Raw genomic sequence first — 17,940 nt, 5'->3', positions numbered from 1 at the left:
GGCCCTGAACGGACCCCTCCGCTGGAGCGTCGTCGTGAGCAACGCGCAGTTCGAGACGTATGGACCGAGCCCGTCCCCGTACCCCCCGGGGTACGGCGGCTTCGACCCGTACACCGCTCCCACGGTGCCCTACGGCACGCCGGCCGCCTTCGAGACGTACACGGAACGTCACGAGAGCGGGTACGGCCGCCCTGAGACGTACGAGGACACCTACCGCCCGGCGTACGAGGTGACCGAAGGGGCGTACGCGCCCGGCGCGGACCACCGGACCGGGCGGCGGGCCGCCCACCGCCGGCGCGGCCGGACCGTCGAGCGGGTCGAGGGGCCGATCCGCCGGCTGGTCCCGCAGGCCCTCGTCGTCGCGTTCCTCGCGGGCGGCACCAGCGCCTTCGTCGCCAGCGACAAGGCGGTCGAGCTGACCGTCGACGGCACCCCGCGCACCCTGCACACCTTCGCCGACGACGTCACCGAGCTCCTCGCCGACCAGGGCGTCGAGGTCGGCGCCCACGACATGGTGGACCCGCCCGCCGGATCGGCGCTGGAGAGCGGCGACGAGGTCTCCGTGCGCCACGGGCGTCCCCTGCGGCTCACCCTCGACGGCCGCCGGCGCGAGGTGTGGACGACCGCGGGCACCGTGGAGGCGGCGCTGCGGGAGCTCGGGGTGCGCACCGAGGGCGCGTACGTGTCGGTGCCGCGCTCGAAGCGCATCGGACGCGAGGGGCTCACCCTGAACGTGCGCACCGAACGCGCGGTGACGGTCCTCGCGGACGGCCGGGCCCGCACCGTCCGCACCAACGCCGCGACCGTCGCCGAGGTCGTCGAACAGGCCGGCGTCACCCTGCGCGGCGACGACACCACCTCGGCGCGGGCCGGGGACTTCCCGCGCGACGGGCAGGCGGTGACCGTGCTGCGGATCACCGGCGGCCGGGAGATCCGCGACGAGGTCATCCCCTTCGACGTACGGCGTGTCGAGGACCCCACCGTGTTCCGGGGCACCGAGGTCGTCGAGCAGCCGGGACGGGCGGGCCTGCGCCGCATCACGTACACACTGCGCACCGTCAACGGGGTGCGGCAGAAGCCGCGGCGCACCGGCACCGAACTGGTGCGCCGGCCGCAGACCCAGGTCGTCAAGGTCGGCACGAAGCCCCTGCCGGTGTCCACGGACTCCACGGGCGGGCTGAACTGGGAGGGGCTCGCCGCCTGCGAGTCCGGCGGCCGCCCCGACGCCGTCGACTCCTCGGGGACGTACGGCGGCCTGTACCAGTTCGACACCGAGACCTGGCAGCGCCTCGGCGGCCGGGGCCGCCCCCAGGACGCCCCGCCGGCGGAACAGACGATGCGGGCCAAGAAGCTGTACGTCCGCCAGGGCACCAGCCCCTGGCCGCACTGCGGGCAGCGCCTGCACCGCTGAGACGGGCGCCGGGCCCGCTCCGGCGTTCCGGCCCGGCGGCGCCCCGTACCCTTGTCGGGTGAGCAGCCCCACCCCCGACGCCCTCCTGGGCCCCGCCGACATCCGTGAACTGGCGGCCGCCCTCGGTGTGCGCCCCACCAAGCAGCGCGGCCAGAACTTCGTGATCGACGCGAACACCGTCCGCCGTATCGTCCGCACCGCAGAGGTCCGCCCCGACGACGTGGTCGTCGAGGTCGGCCCGGGGCTCGGTTCCCTCACGCTCGCCCTGCTGGAGGCCGCCGACCGGGTCACCGCCGTCGAGATCGACGACGTGCTGGCCGCCGCGCTGCCCGCCACCGTCGCCGCCCGCATGCCCGGGCGCGCCGACCGGTTCGCGCTGGTCCACTCCGACGCGATGCACGTCACCGAGCTGCCCGGCCCGCCGCCCACCGCGCTGGTCGCCAACCTCCCCTACAACGTGGCCGTCCCGGTCCTGCTGCACATGCTGGAGACCTTCCCGAGCATCGAACGCACCCTGGTGATGGTGCAGTCGGAGGTCGCCGACCGGCTCGCCGCCGCCCCCGGCTCGAAGGTGTACGGGGTGCCGTCCGTGAAGGCCAACTGGTACGCCGAGGTGAAGCGGGCCGGGGCCATCGGCCGGACCGTCTTCTGGCCCGCCCCGAACGTCGACAGCGGTCTGGTGTCGCTGGTGCGCCGCGCGGAGCCGCTCGCCACCACCGCGTCCCGCCGCGAGGTGTTCGCCGTCGTCGACGCCGCCTTCGCCCAGCGCCGCAAGACGCTGCGGGCCGCGCTCGCCGGCTGGGCCGGTTCCGCCGCCGCCGCCGAGGCGGCCCTCGTCGCCGCCGGGGTCTCCCCGCAGGCGCGCGGCGAGTCCCTGACCGTCGAGGAGTTCGCGCGCATCGCCGAGAACAAGGACGCCGCGGACAAGGGCGCCGGACACGAGGGGCAGGGCCAGCAGTGAGCGTCACCGTCCGTGTCCCCGCCAAGGTCAACGTCCAGCTCGCGGTGGGCGCCGCCCGCCCCGACGGCTTCCACGACCTCGCCAACGTCTTCCTCGCCGTCGGTCTGTACGACGAGGTCACCGCGACGCCCTCGCCCGGCGGCCCGCGCGTCACGTGCGACGGCCCCGACGCCGCGCAGGTCCCGCTCGACGGCACCAACCTCGCCGTCCGCGCCGCCATCGCCCTCGCCGAGCGGTACGGCCGCACACCCGACGTCCATCTGCACATCGCCAAGGACATCCCGGTCGCCGGCGGCATGGCGGGCGGCAGCGCCGACGGGGCCGCCGCCCTCCTCGCCTGCGACACCCTGTGGGGCACCGGCGCCTCCCGCGCGGAACTCCTGGACATCTGCGCCGAGCTGGGCAGCGACGTGCCGTTCAGCCTGGTCGGCGGGGCGGCGCTCGGCACCGGGCGCGGCGAGAAGCTGAGCCCCCTCGACGTCGGCGGCACCTTCCACTGGGTGTTCGCGATGGCCTCACGCGGGCTGTCCACACCGGCGGTCTTCCGGGAGTTCGACCGGCTCGCGGAGGGGCGGGAGATCCCGGAGCCGGTGGTGTCGCAGGAACTGCTCGGCGCGCTCGCCAAGGGTGACGCGGAAGCGCTCGCGGCCACCGTCTCCAACGATCTTCAGCCGGCGGCGCTGTCGCTGTTCCCGGAGCTGGCGGACACGCTGGCCGCGGGGCGCGCGGCGGGGGCCATGGCCTCGCTGGTGTCGGGGTCGGGGCCGACGACGGCGTTCCTGGCGCGGGGCGCGGAGGCCGCGGAGGCCGTCGCGGCGGCGCTGCGGGCTTCCGGCACCTGCCGAGACGTACGCACGGCGTGGGGGCCGGTGCCGGGGGCCACAGTGGTCTGACGGCCGACCCTCAGAGTTCGTCGATGGCCGTCAGGTCGATGTCGATGGAGTAGGGCTTGTCGACCTTGATGCGGTCGCGGTGCATGCCCATGTGCACATAGGACTGCGTCATGGGATCGAGCTCGTAGACGTGAATGACAGGCTTGCCGCTCGCGCCGTTCTCCTCCACGCGCCAGAAGCTCGGGATGCCTGCGGTCGCGTACTTCTGTGGCTTGGTGGTGCGGTCCCGTGACTCGGAGTCCGGGGAGACGACCTCGACGGCGAGAAGCACGTCCTTCGCCGCGTAGTGCGTCTGGCCCGACCCGGTGATCGCCTCGGTACGGACGATGCTCACGTCAGGCTCGGGCCCATTGCGCTGATCAAGGACGACGGTCATTTCCCGCCTGGTCCTGAACCCGGGTGGCGCGGTCTGACGAAGCCCGTTGACCAGCAGGTCGATGACGACACTGTGGAAATCTCGCTGCGGACTCACGAAAACCAGACTCCCGTCGATCAGCTCGGTGTGCGGCGGGAGATCGGGCAGCGTGAACAGGTCGTCCACGGTGTAGCCGTCCTGCGGCGGCACCGGCCACCGGACGCGGTGCTTCACGGGTTCGGCGGTCATGATTCCTCCCATGGACGGGATCCTGCTGCCTGCCACCTACGGTAGCCGCCCGATTCCGATCACGTCATCACAAAGGGTGACCATCTCCTCGCGTCACGGCCGTCCCCCGGCAGGGCCTAGGCTGGAAAGCTGATCGATCCACCGGGCAGGAGAGAAATGGCCGTCAATCTGGTCAATGTCGAGAACGTCAGCAAGGTGTACGGCACCCGTGCCCTGCTCGACGGCGTCTCGCTCGGCGTCTCCGAGGGGGACCGCATCGGCGTCGTCGGCCGCAACGGCGACGGCAAGACGACCATGATCCGGATGCTCGCCAAGCTGGAGGAGCCCGACACCGGCCGGGTCACCCACTCCGGCGGGCTGCGGCTCGGCGTCCTCACCCAGCACGACTCCCTCGACCCCGAGGCGACCGTCCGCCACGAGGTGATCGGCGACCTCGCCGACCACGAGTGGGCCGGCAACGCCAAGATCCGGGATGTCCTGACGGGCCTCTTCGGCGGCCTCGACCTGCCCGGCTTCCCGCAGGGACTCGACACCGTCATCGGTCCGCTGTCCGGCGGCGAGCGGCGCCGGATCGCGCTCGCCAAGCTGCTCATCGACGAACAGGACCTGATCGTCCTCGACGAGCCCACCAACCACCTCGACGTCGAGGGCATCTCCTGGCTCGCCCAGCACCTGCGCGAACGCCGCTCCGCCCTCGTCTGCGTCACCCACGACCGCTGGTTCCTGGACCAGGTCTGCACCCGCATGTGGGACGTCCAGCGCGGCGTCGTCCACGAGTACGAGGGCGGCTACTCCGACTACGTCTTCGCGCGCGCCGAGCGGGAGCGCATCGCCGCGACCGAGGAGGTCAAGCGGCAGAACCTGGTCCGCAAGGAGCTGGCCTGGCTGCGCCGCGGCGCCCCCGCCCGCACCTCCAAGCCGCGCTTCCGCATCGAGGCGGCCAACGAGCTGATCGCGGACGTGCCGCCGCCGCGCGACAGCAGCGAGCTGATGAAGTTCGCCTCCTCCCGGCTCGGCAAGACCGTCTTCGACCTGGAGGACGTCACCGTCCAGGCCGGCCCCAAGGTCCTGCTGAAGCACGTGACCTGGCAGCTCGGCCCCGGCGACCGCATCGGCCTCGTCGGCGTCAACGGCGCCGGCAAGACGTCCCTGCTGCGGGCGCTCGCCGAGGCCGCCTCCAGCGAGGGCGAGACCCAGCCCGCGGCCGGGCGGATCCGCGTCGGCAAGACGGTCAAGCTGGCCTATCTGTCGCAGGAGGTCGCCGAACTCGACCCCGAGTGGCGGGTGTTGCAGGCCGTGCAGCAGGTCCGTGAGCGCGTCGACCTCGGCAAGGGCCGCGAGATGACGGCCGGTCAGCTCTGCGAGACGTTCGGCTTCGGCAAGGAGAAGCAGTGGACGCCGGTCGGGGACCTCTCCGGCGGTGAGCGCCGCCGGCTGCAACTGCTGCGGCTGCTGATGGACGAGCCCAACGTCCTCTTCCTCGACGAGCCCACCAACGACCTCGACATCGAGACCCTGACCCAGCTGGAGGACCTCCTCGACGGTTGGCCCGGCTCGATGATCGTCATCTCCCACGACCGGTTCTTCGTCGAACGCACCACCGACCGGGTCTTCGCCCTGCTCGGCGACGCCACCCTGCGGATGCTGCCCCGCGGCATCGACGAGTACCTGGAGCGCCGCCACCGCATGGAGGCCGCCCAGGTCGCCGCCGCCGCGTCCGCCCCGGCCGCCGAGAAGGCCGTGCCGGAGCGCAGCGCCGCCGATCTGCGGGCCGCGAAGAAGGAGTTGCAGCGCATCGAGCGGCAGCTCGACAAGCTGTCCGAGCGGGAGACCAAGCTGCACGCACAGATCGCCGAGAACGCCACGGACTTCGCGAAGGTCGCCGAACTCGACGCGGAACTGCGCGATCTGGCCACCCAGCGGGACGAGCTGGAACTGCGCTGGCTCGAACTCGCCGAGGACGCGTAGCCGCCGTCCGGTCGCCGGGCTCCCGCACGTGAAGAGCCCGTGAAGGGTCATAACGAGGGCATCACAGGCCGGTCCTCCCTTGGGTACAGGGGCGGGCGGGGCCCGGTGCGCCTTCGGTGACGGGTGATAGAAAGGGCCGCTGAGGACAGTCTGAGAAACGCCGGTGTGGCGAGATCGCGACGGCACAGGACGTGGCACCGCACCGGCCCACCAAGGGGGACCGCTCATGAGCCAGCCGCCCAACCAGCCGCCGCAGGGCGGTTTCGGCGCACCGCAGGATCCGCGGCAGGGTGGCTTCGGCGCCCCGCAGCCGCCGCAGCCGGACGGTGCCCCCGGGACCCCGCCCCCGCCGCAGGGCGCCCCCCAGACGCCTCCGCCGCCGCAGGGACCGCCGCAGCCGCCGGCCGGTCCGCCGCAGCCCGGCTACGGCTACCCCCAGCAGCCCCCGCAGCAGCCGGGCCCCTACGCGTCCGGCCCGTACGGCCAGCCGCCCCAGCAGCCGGGCCCGTACGGCCAGCCCCAGCAGCCCGGCCCCTACGGCCAGCCGCCGCAGCCGGGATACGGCTACCCGGGCCAGCCGCAGTACCCGGGCGCGCCCGGCACCCCGCCGCCCGGCGGCTCGCGCAACCCGTTCAAGGGCAAGCCCGCCCTCGCCGTCGTCGCGGCCGTCGCCGCGCTCGCGGTGATCGGCGGCACCGTGTACGCGGTGACCAGCGGCGGCGACGACGACCCGAAGAAGCCGGTCGCGCAGAAGACCGACGACCCGAAGGGCTCCGCGTCCCCGACCGGTGACGACGAGGGCGGCGACGAGGGCAGCGGCGGCGGCGCCGACCCGGAGAACCTCAACGGCGGCCGGCAGGCCGGCGAGGCCAAGGTGCTCTGGTACAAGCCCGCCCCCGACGCCCCCGGTTCGGGCGCCGACGCCCCCGGCATGTGGATCACCGACAAGACCGCGGTGAAGGCGGCCTACAAGCAGGTCTTCGGCTACCGCGTCGCCGACGGCGAGGAGGCCTGGGACCCGATCTCCTTCCCGCAGAAGATCTGCTCGGTCACCGCGCAGAAGTCGTCCGACGACAAGGTCGTCGTGGCGTACATGAGCGGCGGCAGCGACCGCGCCAAGTGCAACCAGCTCCAGCAGATCGACCTGAACACCGGTGCGAAGGGCTGGAAGGGCACGGTCGGCGAGGGCGGCCTGTTCGACACCACCCTCAAGGTCGAGATGTCCATCACCGGCAAGACGCTGATGGTGGGCCGCTCGCAGTCCGGCGTCGCCTACGACATCGGCACCGGCAAGAAGATGTGGGACAAGCAGCGCTACGGCGACAAGTGCTTCCCCGACGCCTTCGCGGGCGGCGACGCCCTGGTCGGCGTGGCGTCCTGCGACGCCGGCGGCTCCGGCGAGCACGACGAGATCCAGGCCCTCGACCCGGCGACGGGCAAGGCCAGGTGGACGCGGCAGATCGACAAGGGATGGCGGGTCGCCCGCGTCTTCTCCGTCGACCCGCTGGTCGTCTACAGCACCAACAAGGACAAGAAGACGTGGAACATCTCCACGTTCGACGCTTCCAGCGGCAAGCGCCGTTCGCAGGTCTCCGTCGACCTGGAGATCGGCGCCGAGTGCGGCTGGGCCATCCTGGAGCGCGCCCTGCAGGGCTGCGGCGGGGTGGTCGCCGACAAGGACACGCTGTACATGCCGACCAAGGCCATCGCCGCCGCCAACGAGATCGTGGCGATCAGCCTGGACAGCGGCAAGGAGAAGTGGCGCGCCAAGTCGCCCGCCGAGGAGACGATGCTCCCGGTCAAGGTCGAGGGCGGCAAGCTCGTCGCGTACGTGACGCCGTCGTACGACGCGGGCGGCCAGGTCGTGTCGATCCCGCTGAGCGGCGGCGGTCACGAGCCGGCGAAGGTCCTGCAGAACCCGGTGAGCGCCGCGCGGATCGAGAACGGCTTCTTCTCCAAGGCGTACGACTGGGTCGACGGCCGCTTCTACCTGTCGAGCACCCGCCTCAGCGGCCGGGACGACGCCAAGGAGAAGCTGATCCTCGCCTACGGCAAGTGAGTTCGGCGCGGGTGCCCGGCACCCGCGCCTCCGCCGTGTCCGCCGCGCTCCCGTCCCCTCCCCCCTCGCCGAGGTGCCCCCGCCATGACCCAGCCGCCGCCCCCGCCACCGAACCAGCCTCCGCAGGGCGGCTTCGGCCCGCCCCAGGACCAGCCGCCCCAGCAGCCCGGCCAGCAGTACCAGCCGCCGCAGCCGCCGCCGCAGGGTCCGCCCACCCCGCCGGCCGGTCCGCCGCAGCAGCAGCCGGGCTACGGCTACCCGCAGGCACCGCAGCAGCCGCAGCCGCCGTACGGCTACCCGGGCCAGCAGCCCAACCCGTACGCCCAGCAGCAGCCCCCGCCGTACCCGACGCCCAACCCGTACGGCCAGCAGCCCGGTTACGGCTATCCGCAGCAGCCGCAGCCCTACGCGACGCAGCCCGTCACGGCGGCCGGCGGCGGCTCGAACGGCTCGCGGATCGCGGTGATCGCGGCCGCGGTGGTCGTGGTGCTCGCCCTGGTCGTCGGCGGGATCTACCTGTTCAAGAACGGTGACGACGGCGGCAAGGACGAGACGGCCAGCTCCAGCGGCGGCACCGGCGGCGGAGGCGACGACGGGCAGGGCGGCGGCGGGGACACCCCCGACGGCACCGAGAAGGTGCCCTCCGACGCCAACTCCGACGTGCTGTTCAAGGTCCCGTCGCCCAAGGTCGGCGAGGACACCAGCGTCGTGGTCGCCGGCTCGTGGCTGACCGGGAAGGCGTACGTCAAGAGCGGCGTCTCCGAGGTCGTCGGCTACGACCCGGCCAAGGGCACGAAGCTGTGGTCGATCCCGCTGCCCGGACCGGTCTGCCAGGCCGCCCGGCACGTCACCGACGGGCACCTCACGGCGATCGCCTTCCAGCCCGCGAAGCCGACCAAGGACAAGCCGTCCCACGGCTGCAGCCAGGTCGCGGCGATCGACCTCGACACCGGCAAGAAGCTGTGGACGAAGACCGCCAAGGCGGGGAGCCGTGAGCTCCGCTTCGACAACCTCACCGTCAGCGGCGGCACCGTCGCCGCGGGCGGCACCAGCGGCGGCGCCGCCTTCGACCTGGAGTCCGGCCGGCAGCTGTGGTCGCCGAAGGCCGACGACGACTGCTACGACCTCGGCTACGCCGGCGGGCCCAAGCTGGTCACCGTGCGCAAGTGCGGCACCTACGACCAGCCGCAGCTGCACATCCAGACCGTCGACCCGAAGAGCGGGAAGGTGATCTCCGAGTACAAGATGGCCGAGGGCGTCGAGTACGCCAGCGTCGTCTCCACCGACCCGCTCGTGGTGGCCGCCGAGGTCGGCGAGTCCGACGCCATCGGCATCTCGGACGTCTTCTCCATCGACAACAAGACCGGCAAGCTGCGCATCCGCATCCCGCTGCCCGCCGACAAGTTCTCCGCCCGCTGCTCCGGCGTCACCACCATCGAGGCGTGCACCGGCGTCGTCGTCGGCAACGACCGGCTGTACGCGGCGACCAAGGAGCACTCCGGCGGCGGCGACTACGGCCGCACCAACGAGATCGTCGCCTTCGACCTGGCCAGCGGCAAGCAGACCGGGCAGCGCGCCGACGCCGGCGACCGCTACACGATCACGCCGCTGCGCATGGACGGCGGGAACGTGATCGCCTACAAGCGGCCCCCGTACGACAAGGGCGGCCAGATCGTCAGCATCGACGGCGGCAGCTTCAAGGAGACCAGGCTCCTGGAGAACCCGGCCGCGCGCACGGTCCGGGACATCGAGACGCGGATGTCCCCGGACTACGCCGAACTCCTGTACTCCCAGGGCCGTCTGTACATGTCGTCCCGGTTCGCCAGCTCCCTGGGGAGCTCGGGCGAGCAGCGGTGGCATGTGATCGCGTTCGGCGCGAAGGGCTGACGCGCGCGCCCCTCCCGTATCCGGCGGCCCCGCTCCTGGTCAGGAGCGGGGCCGCCGGCTTATCGCCTGCGGTCCACGGCGTGCGCGGAAAGCCGGAAATTCCGCCGTTCCGGGGCACTTATCGCCGGTAGGGGGAGCGCGACGTCGAACAAGCGTGTAGCTTCCGGGGGCATGAAGGGCGGGGGAGCCGGGAGGGGGCTTCTGTCCGCGCGGACCAGTGGACGGCCATAGTGGGGCGTCCGGACCGGCGTGAGCCGATCCGGGCATGGCGGGAGATCCATTGGGGGGACTGGGGGGTTGCTCGATGGGAGTGCGGCTGATGGTGGTCGACGACCACCGGTTGCTCGCCGAGGCGCTGGCCTCGGCACTGAAACTGAGGGGGCATCGGGTGCTGGCCGCGGCCGCTCCGGCCGCGGGGGCGGCCGAGCTGGTGATCACGCGGGCGCCCGAGGTGTGTCTGCTGGGGACGGCGACACCGGCGGAGCCGGGCATGTTCGACCCGGTGGTGCGGATCAAGCGGGAGCGGCCGCAGGTGGCGGTGCTGGTCCTCGGACCGGTGCCGAGCCCGCGCGGGATCGCGGCGGCGTTCGCGGCCGGCGCCTCCGGCTATGTACGGCACGACGAGCGCATCGAGGGCGTCGAGCGGGCGATCATGAAGGCGCGGGCCGGTGAGGCGGCGGTGGCGCCGCAGTTGCTGCAGGGCGCGTTCAGCGAGCTGCTCAACCCGGCGGCCCAGCCGGACGACGAGGGGCAGCGGCTGCTGCAGATGCTGACCCCGCGGGAGGTGGAGGTGCTGGTCCGGGTCGCCGACGGCGAGGACACCCGGCTCATCGCCGCCGGCATGGGCATCGCGCCGTCGACGGCCCGTACCCATGTCCAGCGGGTGCTGATGAAGCTGGGGGTCGGGTCCCGGCTGGAGGCGGCGGCCCTGGCGGCCCGCACCGGCCTGCTCGACCGGGCGGGCCCACTGCCCCGCCCCCACGCGCCGCCGGAGGCGTAGGGCAGGGGGCCGGGGACCGCGGGGGCGAGGGCGGTCGCCGCTCGCCCCCGGTGGGGTCATTCGGACGGTTCGTCGCCCGGCGCGACCGGCGGGGTCGGCGGCGCGGCGGGCCGCAGCTTCAGCCAGGCCAGGAAGAACAGGCCGAGCAGCAGCATGCCCAGTCCGGTCCACAGGTTGATGTTGACGCCCTCGGCCTTGTCGATGGCGGCGTCGTCGTCGGTGATGCCGACGATCGTGACGATGACGCCGTAGACGACGAAGAGCCCGCCGATGATGCGCCGGATGTCGAAGAGCCGGGCCGCCGTCTCGGACTTCTCCTGCAGCTCGGTGACCTCGCGCTGCACGTCCTCCTCGGACCAGCCGGGGTGGCGCGGGCGGTCGGGGTGCTCGGGATGGTCGGTCATGGTCGGTCGGACCTTCCTGGTCAGAACGAGAACGGGATGTAGCAGACGGCCGCCAGGATCACCGCGCCCCAGCCCAGCAGGGCGGGCTTGCGGTACCAGGCGTCGTCACCCACGGCGGGCGGCTCCGACATGCCGGGGGAGCGGGTGCCGTAGACCAGGCCCTGCAGTTCGTGCGCCGTCTTGGGCGCGGTGAACAGGGAGACGGCGACCATGACGACCGCGCCGGCCACGAAGCCCGCGATGGCGGAGACGAAGTTCGCGCCCTGGTCGGTGGGGATGGAGATGACGTCCTGCTTGTAGAGGACGAAGTAGTTGACCATCGCCGCCGTGGTGCCGGCCAGCAGTCCCCAGAAGCCCGACTTCATCGAGGCCCGCTTCCAGAACATGCCGATGATGAAGACCACGAACATCGGCACGTTGAAGAACGAGAACAGCGTCTGCAGGTAGCTCATGATGTTCGAGAACGACGAGGCCAGGAACGCCGTGCCGATGGAGGCCATGACACCGATGGCCGTGATGAGCCGTCCGAAGCGCACGTAGTAGGTGTCCTCGCGGTCCTTGACCACGTACTTCTGCCAGATGTCCGTGGTGAAGACGGTGTTGAAGGACGACACGTTGGCCGCCATGCCGGCCATGAACGCGGCCAGCAGACCGGTCACGGCGACGCCCAGGACACCGTTGGGCAGCAGGCCCTCCATGAGGAAGGGGATGGCGTCGTTGTACTGGTAGCCGGACTCCTGGGTGCCGAAGCCGGGGACCAGGGCGGCGGCCGCCAGGCCGGGGATCATCACCAGGAAGACGATGAAGATCTTGGGGAAGGCCGCGATCAGCGGGGTGCGCTGGGCCGCCGAGAGGTTCTTCGCGGACAGGGCGCGCTGGACCTCGGCGAAGTTGGTCGTCCAGTAGCCGAACGACAGCACGAAGCCGAGGCCGAGGACGATCGTCAGCCAGTTGGCGCCGAGCGGGTTGGCGTCGCCGATGCCGGTGCCGCCCCAGGCGGTGACGAAGTTGTCGCCGTGGGCCTTGGTCAGGGTGTCGCTCAGGCCGTCCCAGCCGCCGACCTTCTTCAGGGCGAGCACCGTGATCGGGATGAGCGCGGCCAGGATCACGAAGAACTGCAGGACCTCGTTGTAGATCGCCGAGGACAGTCCGCCGAGCGTGATGTACGCCAGCACGAAGAAGCCGGCGACGACGATCGCCACCCACTGCGGCCAGCCCAGCAGGGCCTCGACCACGATCGCGAGGGCGTACAGGTTGACCCCGGCGATCAGGATGGCGGCGAAGGCGAACAGGATCGAACTGAGCAGATGGGCCGCCCGGTCGAAGCGCAGCAGCAGGAACTCCGGCACGGAGCGGACCTTGCTGCCGTAGTAGAAGGGCATCATCACGAGGCCCAGGAAGACCATGGCCGGGATGGCGCCGACCCAGTACCAGTGGACGGTGTAGGCGCCGTACTGGGCGCTGTTGGCGGCCATGCCGAGGATCTCGGTGGCGGCCAGGTTGGCGGAGATGAACGCCAGGCCGGTCACCCAGGCGGGCAGGGAGCGCCCGGACAGGAAGAAGTCCAGGCTGGTCTTCACCGAGCGGCGGGCCGCGAAACCGATGCCCAGCACGACGACGAAGTAGATGGCCAGCAGCGTGTAGTCGAGCCAGTTCGTGGGGAGCCGAAGCTCCGCGGCGAGGTAGGTGGGGGGATATGTGGGGGTTTCCATGTGTACTCGCTTCGTTTAGCGAATCGATCCAGAGCGGAACCTACGCCGCCGTGTTCAGTAATTGAACACTCCGAGTGACGGTTTTTGTTTGATCGTGATGTTGACCGACCGTGGTGGGTTGTGTTCTCCTATGTTTGATTCTGTTGGGTGAAGGTTCGGACAAGTGTGGAGTCCCGCGTGAAGAAGACCTCGACCCGGCTGGCGGACGGTCGGGAGCTCATCTACTACGACCTGCGCGACGACACCGTGCGCCAGGCGGTCGACCGCCGCCCGCTGGAGCCCACCGTCACCACGTCGGAGATCCGCCACGACGACCTCCTCGGGGACGCCGTCGCCATCGCCTCCCACCGGCAGGGCCGCACCTACCACCCGCCGGCCGACCAGTGCCCCCTCTGCCCCTCCCGGGACGGCCGGCTCAGCGAGATCCCCGACTCCTCCTACGACGTCGTCGTCTTCGAGAACCGCTTCCCGTCCCTCGCCGGCGACTCCGGGCGCTGCGAGGTCGTCTGCTTCACCTCCGACCACGACGCCTCCTTCGCCGATCTGACCGAGGAACAGGCGCGCCTCGTCCTGGACGCGTGGACCGACCGCACCTCGGAGCTGTCCTCGCTGCCCGCCGTCGAGCAGGTGTTCTGCTTCGAGAACCGCGGCGCCGAGATCGGTGTCACCCTCGGGCATCCGCACGGGCAGATCTACGCTTACCCCTTCACCACGCCCCGCACCGCCCTGATGCTGCGTTCGCTCGCGCGGCACAAGGCCGCCACCGGCGGCGGCAACCTCTTCGACGCCGTCCTGGAGCGCGAACTCGCCGGGGAGCGGATCGTCCTGGAGAGTGACCACTGGGTGGCCTTCGTGCCGTACGCCGCGCACTGGCCGTACGAGGTCCACCTGTACCCCAGGCGCCGGGTGCCGGACCTGCTCGCCCTCGACGAGGCGGCCCGCGCGGAGTTCCCCGGGGTCTATCTGGAACTGCTGCGGCGCTTCGACCGGATCTTCGGCGAGGGCGAGCCGCCCACGCCGTACATCTCCGGCTGGCACCAGGCGCCGTTCGGCCGATCGGCGGAGTCCGACGGCGTCGCGCGGGACGACTTCGCGCTGCACCTCGAGCTTTTCACCATCCGCCGTACCTCCGGCAAGCTGAAGTTCCTCGCGGGTTCGGAGTCCGGCATGAACGTGTTCATCAACGACGTGCCGCCGGAGCGCGCGGCCGGGCGACTGCGAGAGGTAGCGAGTTAGATGAGCGGGAAGTTTCTGGTCACCGGGGGCGCGGGCTACGTCGGGAGCGTGGTCGCCCAGCACCTGATCGAGGCCGGCAACGAGGTCGTCGTCCTCGACAACCTCTCCACCGGCTTCCGCGAGGGCGTGCCCGCCGGCGCCACGTTCGTCGAGGGCGACATCCGTGACGCCGCCAAGTGGCTGGACGCCTCCTTCGACGGCGTCCTGCACTTCGCCGCCTCCTCCCAGGTCGGCGAGTCCGTCGTGAAGCCCGAGAAGTACTGGGAGAACAACGTCGGCGGCTCCATGGCCCTCCTCGATGCCATGCGCGAGGCGGGCGTGCGCACCCTCGTCTTCTCCTCCACGGCGGCCACCTACGGCGAGCCGGCCGAGGTGCCGATCGTCGAGTCGGCGCCCACGCTGCCCACCAACCCCTACGGCGCCTCCAAGCTCGCCGTCGACCACATGATCACCGGCGAGGCCGCGGCCCACGGCCTGGCCGCCGTGTCGCTGCGCTACTTCAACGTCGCCGGCGCCTACGGGGAGCACGGCGAGCGCCACGACCCCGAGTCGCACCTGATCCCGCTCGTCCTCCAGGTTGCCCAGGGCCGCCGCGCGTCGATCTCCGTGTTCGGCGACGACTACCCGACGCCGGACGGCACCTGCGTCCGCGACTACATCCACGTCGCCGACCTCGCCGAGGCCCATCTGCTCGCCCTGAAGGCCGCCGTGCCGGGCGAGCACCTCGTCTGCAACCTCGGCAACGGCAACGGATTCTCCGTCCGCGAGGTCATCGAGACGGTCCGTCAGGTCACCGGGCACCCGGTGCCCGAGGTGGTGGCCCCGCGCCGCGGCGGCGACCCGGCCGTCCTGGTCGCCTCCGCCGCCACCGCCCGCGAGCGGCTCGGCTGGAACCCGTCCCGCACCGACCTCGCGGGCATCGTCCGGGACGCGTGGGAGTTCGCGCAGCGTATTGGCTAGGTTCTACGGCTGAGCGGCCGGTCAACTCATCGGCCGTCGAGGCCGGTTCGGCAGGGAAGGTCAGGATCAGGGGATGAGCGTCGACACGGCGGCCGCGGTCGCGGAGCGGTTCCGGGAGCTGTACGGGTCCGAGCCGGAGGGGGTGTGGGCCGCGCCCGGGCGGGTCAACCTCATCGGCGAGCACACCGACTACAACGACGGCTTCGTGATGCCGTTCGCGCTGCCGCACACCGCGGTCGCCGCGGTCGCGCGCCGCGAGGACGGCGTGCTGCGTTTGCACTCCGAGGACGTGCGCGGCGGGGTCGTGGAACTGCGCGTCGACGACCTCGCCCCCGAGACCGACCGCGCCTGGACCGCCTACCCGGCCGGCGTCGTCTGGGCGCTGCGCAACGCCGGGCACGCCGTCGCCGGCGCCGACATCCACCTCGCGTCGACCGTCCCGGCGGGCGCGGGCCTGTCCTCCTCGGCGGCCCTGGAGGTCGTCGTCGCCCTCGCCCTCAACGACCTGTACGACCTGGGCCTGAAGGGCTGGCAGCTGGCCCGGCTGTGCCAGCGCGCGGAGAACGTCTACGTCGGCGCCCCCGTCGGCATCATGGACCAGACGGCGTCCGCCTGCTGCGAGGCCGGCAACGCCCTCTTCCTCGACACCCGCGACCTCTCCCAGCGGCAGATCCCCTTCGACCTGGCCGCCGAGGGCATGCGGCTGCTCGTGGTCGACACGCAGGTCAAGCACTCCCACAGCGAGGGCGAGTACGGCAAGCGCCGCGCCGGCTGCGAGAAGGGCGCCGCGCTCCTCGGCGTCGACGCCCTGCGGGACGTCCCCTACGGCGAACTGGACGCGGCCCTCGCCCGGATCGGCGACGACGAGGAGGTGCGCCGCCTGGTGCGGCACGTCGTCACCGAGGACCAGCGCGTCGAACGGGTCGTCGCCCTGCTGGAGTCCGGCGAGACCCGGGCGATCGGCCCGGTCCTGACCGAGGGCCATGCCTCGCTGCGCGACGACTTCCGGGTGTCCTGCCCCGAGCTCGACGTCGTCGTCGAGTCCGCTCTGTCCGCCGGGGCGCTGGGCGCCCGGATGACCGGCGGCGGCTTCGGCGGCTCGGCGATCGTGCTGGCCGAGGCCGGGGACGTCGAGGGCATCACCAAGGCCGTCGAGGACGCCTTCGCCGCGGCCGGCTTCACCGCGCCGCGCGTGTTCGAGGCGGTGCCGGCGGCGGGCGCGCGACGCCTGCGCTGAGTGTTCAGCGCAGCCGCTTGGTGAGCGTGTACTCGGTGATCCCCGGCGGATAGTCGGGGATCACGCACACCACGTCGTACCCCTGCTTCCGGTAGAACTCCGGCGCCTGGAAGTCCCATGTCTCCAGGCGCACGGAAGCACAGCCGCGCTCGTCGCGGGCGACGCGCTCCGCGTGTGCGAGCAGATGCGAACCGAGCCGGGCGCCGCGGTGGCGTTCGTCCACCCACAGATACGTGACGTGCAGCCAGGTCGCCCAGGTGTGGCCGACCAGACCCCCGGCCACGGCGCCCGCGTCGTCCAACGCCCACACATGGAGCGGAAGTTCGCGTTCACCTGGGGTTCCGCGCAGGGCGCGGAGCACCGGGGAGGCCGCCGTGTTGGTGTCGCGCAGTCTCCGCCGGAGCAGATCCCGCCGGGAAGTGTCGACTTCTGTCTCCAGACGAAACATGCGGCTCACCATAAACGCGTCGGCGAACCAGTTCTGCAAATTCGCTTCCGCTCCTGCCCCCCGCCCGTACTCTGATGAGCAGCACCGGTGGGGGCCGGTGCTGATCAGGGGGCGAGACAGTCGGGTTCGACGCCCGAAGTGGGGGGTAGCAGTTCCTGCACGGCGGCGGCCGTGCGTGCCCTTCGTGCTTCGGGCGTCGCGCCCGCGACCGTGTTCGTCTCCCGGTGTCGTCCTCATGACGATGGGGTATCCCCTGCTCTTCGGGAGCTCGGGGAAGGGGGTTTCGTGGTTCGCATCCGAGTCCTGGTCGTCGACGACCATCGCATCTTCGCCGAGTCGCTCGCCGCCGCGCTGGCGGCCGAGCCCGACGTCGAGGTCTCCGCCGCGGGCAGCGGTCCGGCCGCGCTGCGCTGCCTGGAGCGCGCGGCCGCCGAGGGGCGCCGCTTCGACGTGCTGCTCGTCGACGCCGACCTGGGCGGCGCCATGCCGGGCATACGGCCCGCCCCGCCCGTCCAGGAGGTGGGCGAGGACGGCCTGGTCGACGGCATCTCGCTGGTCGCGGGCGTCCGCTCCGCGCAGCCCGCCGTACGGACCGTCGTCCTCGCCGAGAAGGACGACCCGCGCCGGGCCGCGCTGGCCCTGCAGGCCGGGGCGTCCGGCTGGGTCGCCAAGGACTGCTCGCTGTCCCGGCTGCTCACGGTGATCCGCGGGGTGCTGCGCGACGAGACGCATCTGCCGCCCGCCCTGCTCACGGGGGTGCTGCGCGAGCTGACGGCGGCCCGCAAGCACCGTACGGAGAGCGAGCGGCTCGTGGAGTCGCTGACCCCGCGCGAGCGGGAGGTGCTGCGCTGCATGGTGGCGGGCCTGGGCCGCAAGGCCGTCGCCGAGCGCCTGTTCCTCTCCCCGCACACGGTCCGCACCCACATGCAGAACGTCCTGGGCAAGCTGGGCGTCCACTCCACCCTGGCCGCGGTAGCCCTGGCCCGCCGGGCGGGAGTGGGCCCGGTCGACCTGACCCCCCAACCCCGAATCCTCCCGGAGGCCACAACCAGCGCCTGACGGCAACGGCTTTCCAGGGGGCCGGGCGGAACGGCTTTTCAGAGGGTGGCGGAACGGCTTTTCAGGGGCGCGGGGAACTGCGCGACCAGCCACGACGGCGC

Annotated in this window: 15 protein-coding genes; 11 read left to right on the top strand and 4 right to left on the bottom strand. The window is 72.0% G+C overall.

Going from position 1 to position 17,940, the window contains the following annotated elements; all coding sequences use genetic code 11:
* The first annotated feature begins 34 nt into the window (after nucleotides 1–34).
* Genes F8R89_RS15030 through F8R89_RS15020 form a run of 3 tightly spaced genes read left to right on the top strand, consistent with a single transcriptional unit; the run spans nucleotide 35 to nucleotide 3,265 of the window.
* Nucleotides 35–1,411 (top strand): resuscitation-promoting factor, encoded by a 1,377-nt coding sequence (locus F8R89_RS15030; protein ID WP_151784462.1) that lies wholly within the window; start codon nucleotides 35–37, stop codon nucleotides 1,409–1,411.
* 58 nt (nucleotides 1,412–1,469) lie between these two features.
* Entirely contained in the window at nucleotides 1,470–2,372 is a 903-nt protein-coding gene (gene rsmA / locus F8R89_RS15025) for a 16S rRNA (adenine(1518)-N(6)/adenine(1519)-N(6))-dimethyltransferase RsmA (RefSeq protein WP_151784461.1), read from the top strand.
* Nucleotides 2,369–3,265, top strand: coding sequence for a 4-(cytidine 5'-diphospho)-2-C-methyl-D-erythritol kinase (locus F8R89_RS15020; RefSeq protein WP_151784460.1), 897 nt, complete (start codon nucleotides 2,369–2,371; stop codon nucleotides 3,263–3,265). The genes rsmA and F8R89_RS15020 overlap by 4 nt, the downstream gene beginning before the upstream one ends.
* Nucleotides 3,266–3,275: 10 nt before the next feature.
* Here the strand turns inward: F8R89_RS15020 and F8R89_RS15015 are convergent, their stop codons facing one another.
* Complete coding sequence (locus F8R89_RS15015) at nucleotides 3,276–3,869, bottom strand: Uma2 family endonuclease (RefSeq protein ID WP_151784459.1); 594 nt, start codon at nucleotides 3,867–3,869, stop codon at nucleotides 3,276–3,278.
* A gap of 156 nt (nucleotides 3,870–4,025) precedes the next feature.
* Between F8R89_RS15015 and F8R89_RS15010 the strand changes: the two genes are divergently transcribed.
* The 4 genes from F8R89_RS15010 to F8R89_RS14995 all read left to right on the top strand — a co-directional run bounded on the left by F8R89_RS15010 (nucleotide 4,026) and on the right by F8R89_RS14995 (nucleotide 10,783).
* Nucleotides 4,026–5,837 carry an ABC-F family ATP-binding cassette domain-containing protein gene (locus F8R89_RS15010; RefSeq protein ID WP_151784458.1) on the top strand — a complete coding sequence of 604 codons (1,812 nt, stop codon included), beginning with the start codon at nucleotides 4,026–4,028 and terminating at the stop codon, nucleotides 5,835–5,837.
* A gap of 226 nt (nucleotides 5,838–6,063) precedes the next feature.
* Nucleotides 6,064–7,896: a PQQ-binding-like beta-propeller repeat protein gene (locus F8R89_RS15005; protein ID WP_151784457.1), complete on the top strand. Its 1,833-nt coding sequence runs from the start codon at nucleotides 6,064–6,066 to the stop codon at nucleotides 7,894–7,896.
* Between the two features lie 84 nt (nucleotides 7,897–7,980).
* Nucleotides 7,981–9,783: a PQQ-binding-like beta-propeller repeat protein gene (locus tag F8R89_RS15000; RefSeq protein ID WP_151784456.1), complete on the top strand. Its 1,803-nt coding sequence runs from the start codon at nucleotides 7,981–7,983 to the stop codon at nucleotides 9,781–9,783.
* Nucleotides 9,784–10,087: 304 nt separating this feature from the next.
* Nucleotides 10,088–10,783, top strand: a complete 696-nt coding sequence (locus F8R89_RS14995) for a helix-turn-helix transcriptional regulator (RefSeq protein ID WP_151784455.1) — start codon at nucleotides 10,088–10,090, stop codon at nucleotides 10,781–10,783.
* Between the two features lie 56 nt (nucleotides 10,784–10,839).
* On the opposite strand, the gene F8R89_RS14990 is transcribed toward F8R89_RS14995, so the two are convergent.
* Nucleotides 10,840–11,187 (bottom strand): hypothetical protein, encoded by a 348-nt coding sequence (locus tag F8R89_RS14990; protein ID WP_151784454.1) that lies wholly within the window; start codon nucleotides 11,185–11,187, stop codon nucleotides 10,840–10,842.
* A gap of 20 nt (nucleotides 11,188–11,207) precedes the next feature.
* Nucleotides 11,208–12,899 (bottom strand): sodium:solute symporter family protein, encoded by a 1,692-nt coding sequence (locus F8R89_RS14985; protein ID WP_151784453.1) that lies wholly within the window; start codon nucleotides 12,897–12,899, stop codon nucleotides 11,208–11,210.
* Nucleotides 12,900–13,076: 177 nt separating this feature from the next.
* On the opposite strand from F8R89_RS14985, the gene galT reads away from it, so the two are divergent.
* From galT to galK, 3 genes are all read left to right on the top strand, one after another.
* Nucleotides 13,077–14,135 carry a galactose-1-phosphate uridylyltransferase gene (gene galT, locus F8R89_RS14980; protein WP_151784452.1) on the top strand — a complete coding sequence of 353 codons (1,059 nt, stop codon included), beginning with the start codon at nucleotides 13,077–13,079 and terminating at the stop codon, nucleotides 14,133–14,135.
* Nucleotides 14,136–15,095: a UDP-glucose 4-epimerase GalE gene (galE, locus tag F8R89_RS14975; RefSeq protein ID WP_151784451.1), complete on the top strand. Its 960-nt coding sequence runs from the start codon at nucleotides 14,136–14,138 to the stop codon at nucleotides 15,093–15,095.
* Between the two features lie 73 nt (nucleotides 15,096–15,168).
* Nucleotides 15,169–16,332 (top strand): galactokinase, encoded by a 1,164-nt coding sequence (galK, locus tag F8R89_RS14970; RefSeq protein ID WP_151784450.1) that lies wholly within the window; start codon nucleotides 15,169–15,171, stop codon nucleotides 16,330–16,332.
* Nucleotides 16,333–16,336: 4 nt separating this feature from the next.
* Here the strand turns inward: galK and F8R89_RS14965 are convergent, their stop codons facing one another.
* The gene (locus F8R89_RS14965) at nucleotides 16,337–16,792 is read right to left on the bottom strand and encodes a GNAT family N-acetyltransferase (protein ID WP_151788127.1); all 456 of its coding nucleotides are present in this window, start codon (nucleotides 16,790–16,792) and stop codon (nucleotides 16,337–16,339) included.
* A gap of 273 nt (nucleotides 16,793–17,065) precedes the next feature.
* Here F8R89_RS14965 and F8R89_RS14960 point away from each other — a divergent pair, with 273 nt between their 5' ends.
* The gene (locus F8R89_RS14960; RefSeq protein WP_151784449.1) at nucleotides 17,066–17,839 is read left to right on the top strand and encodes a LuxR C-terminal-related transcriptional regulator; all 774 of its coding nucleotides are present in this window, start codon (nucleotides 17,066–17,068) and stop codon (nucleotides 17,837–17,839) included.
* Nucleotides 17,840–17,940: the final 101 nt, after the last annotated feature.

Source organism: Streptomyces sp. SS1-1 (assembly GCF_008973465.1).
Taxonomy (GTDB): Bacteria; Actinomycetota; Actinomycetes; order Streptomycetales; family Streptomycetaceae; genus Streptomyces.
The sequence above is the reverse complement of the archived record's forward strand: the minus strand, read 5'-3'. Positions and strand labels throughout refer to the sequence as shown.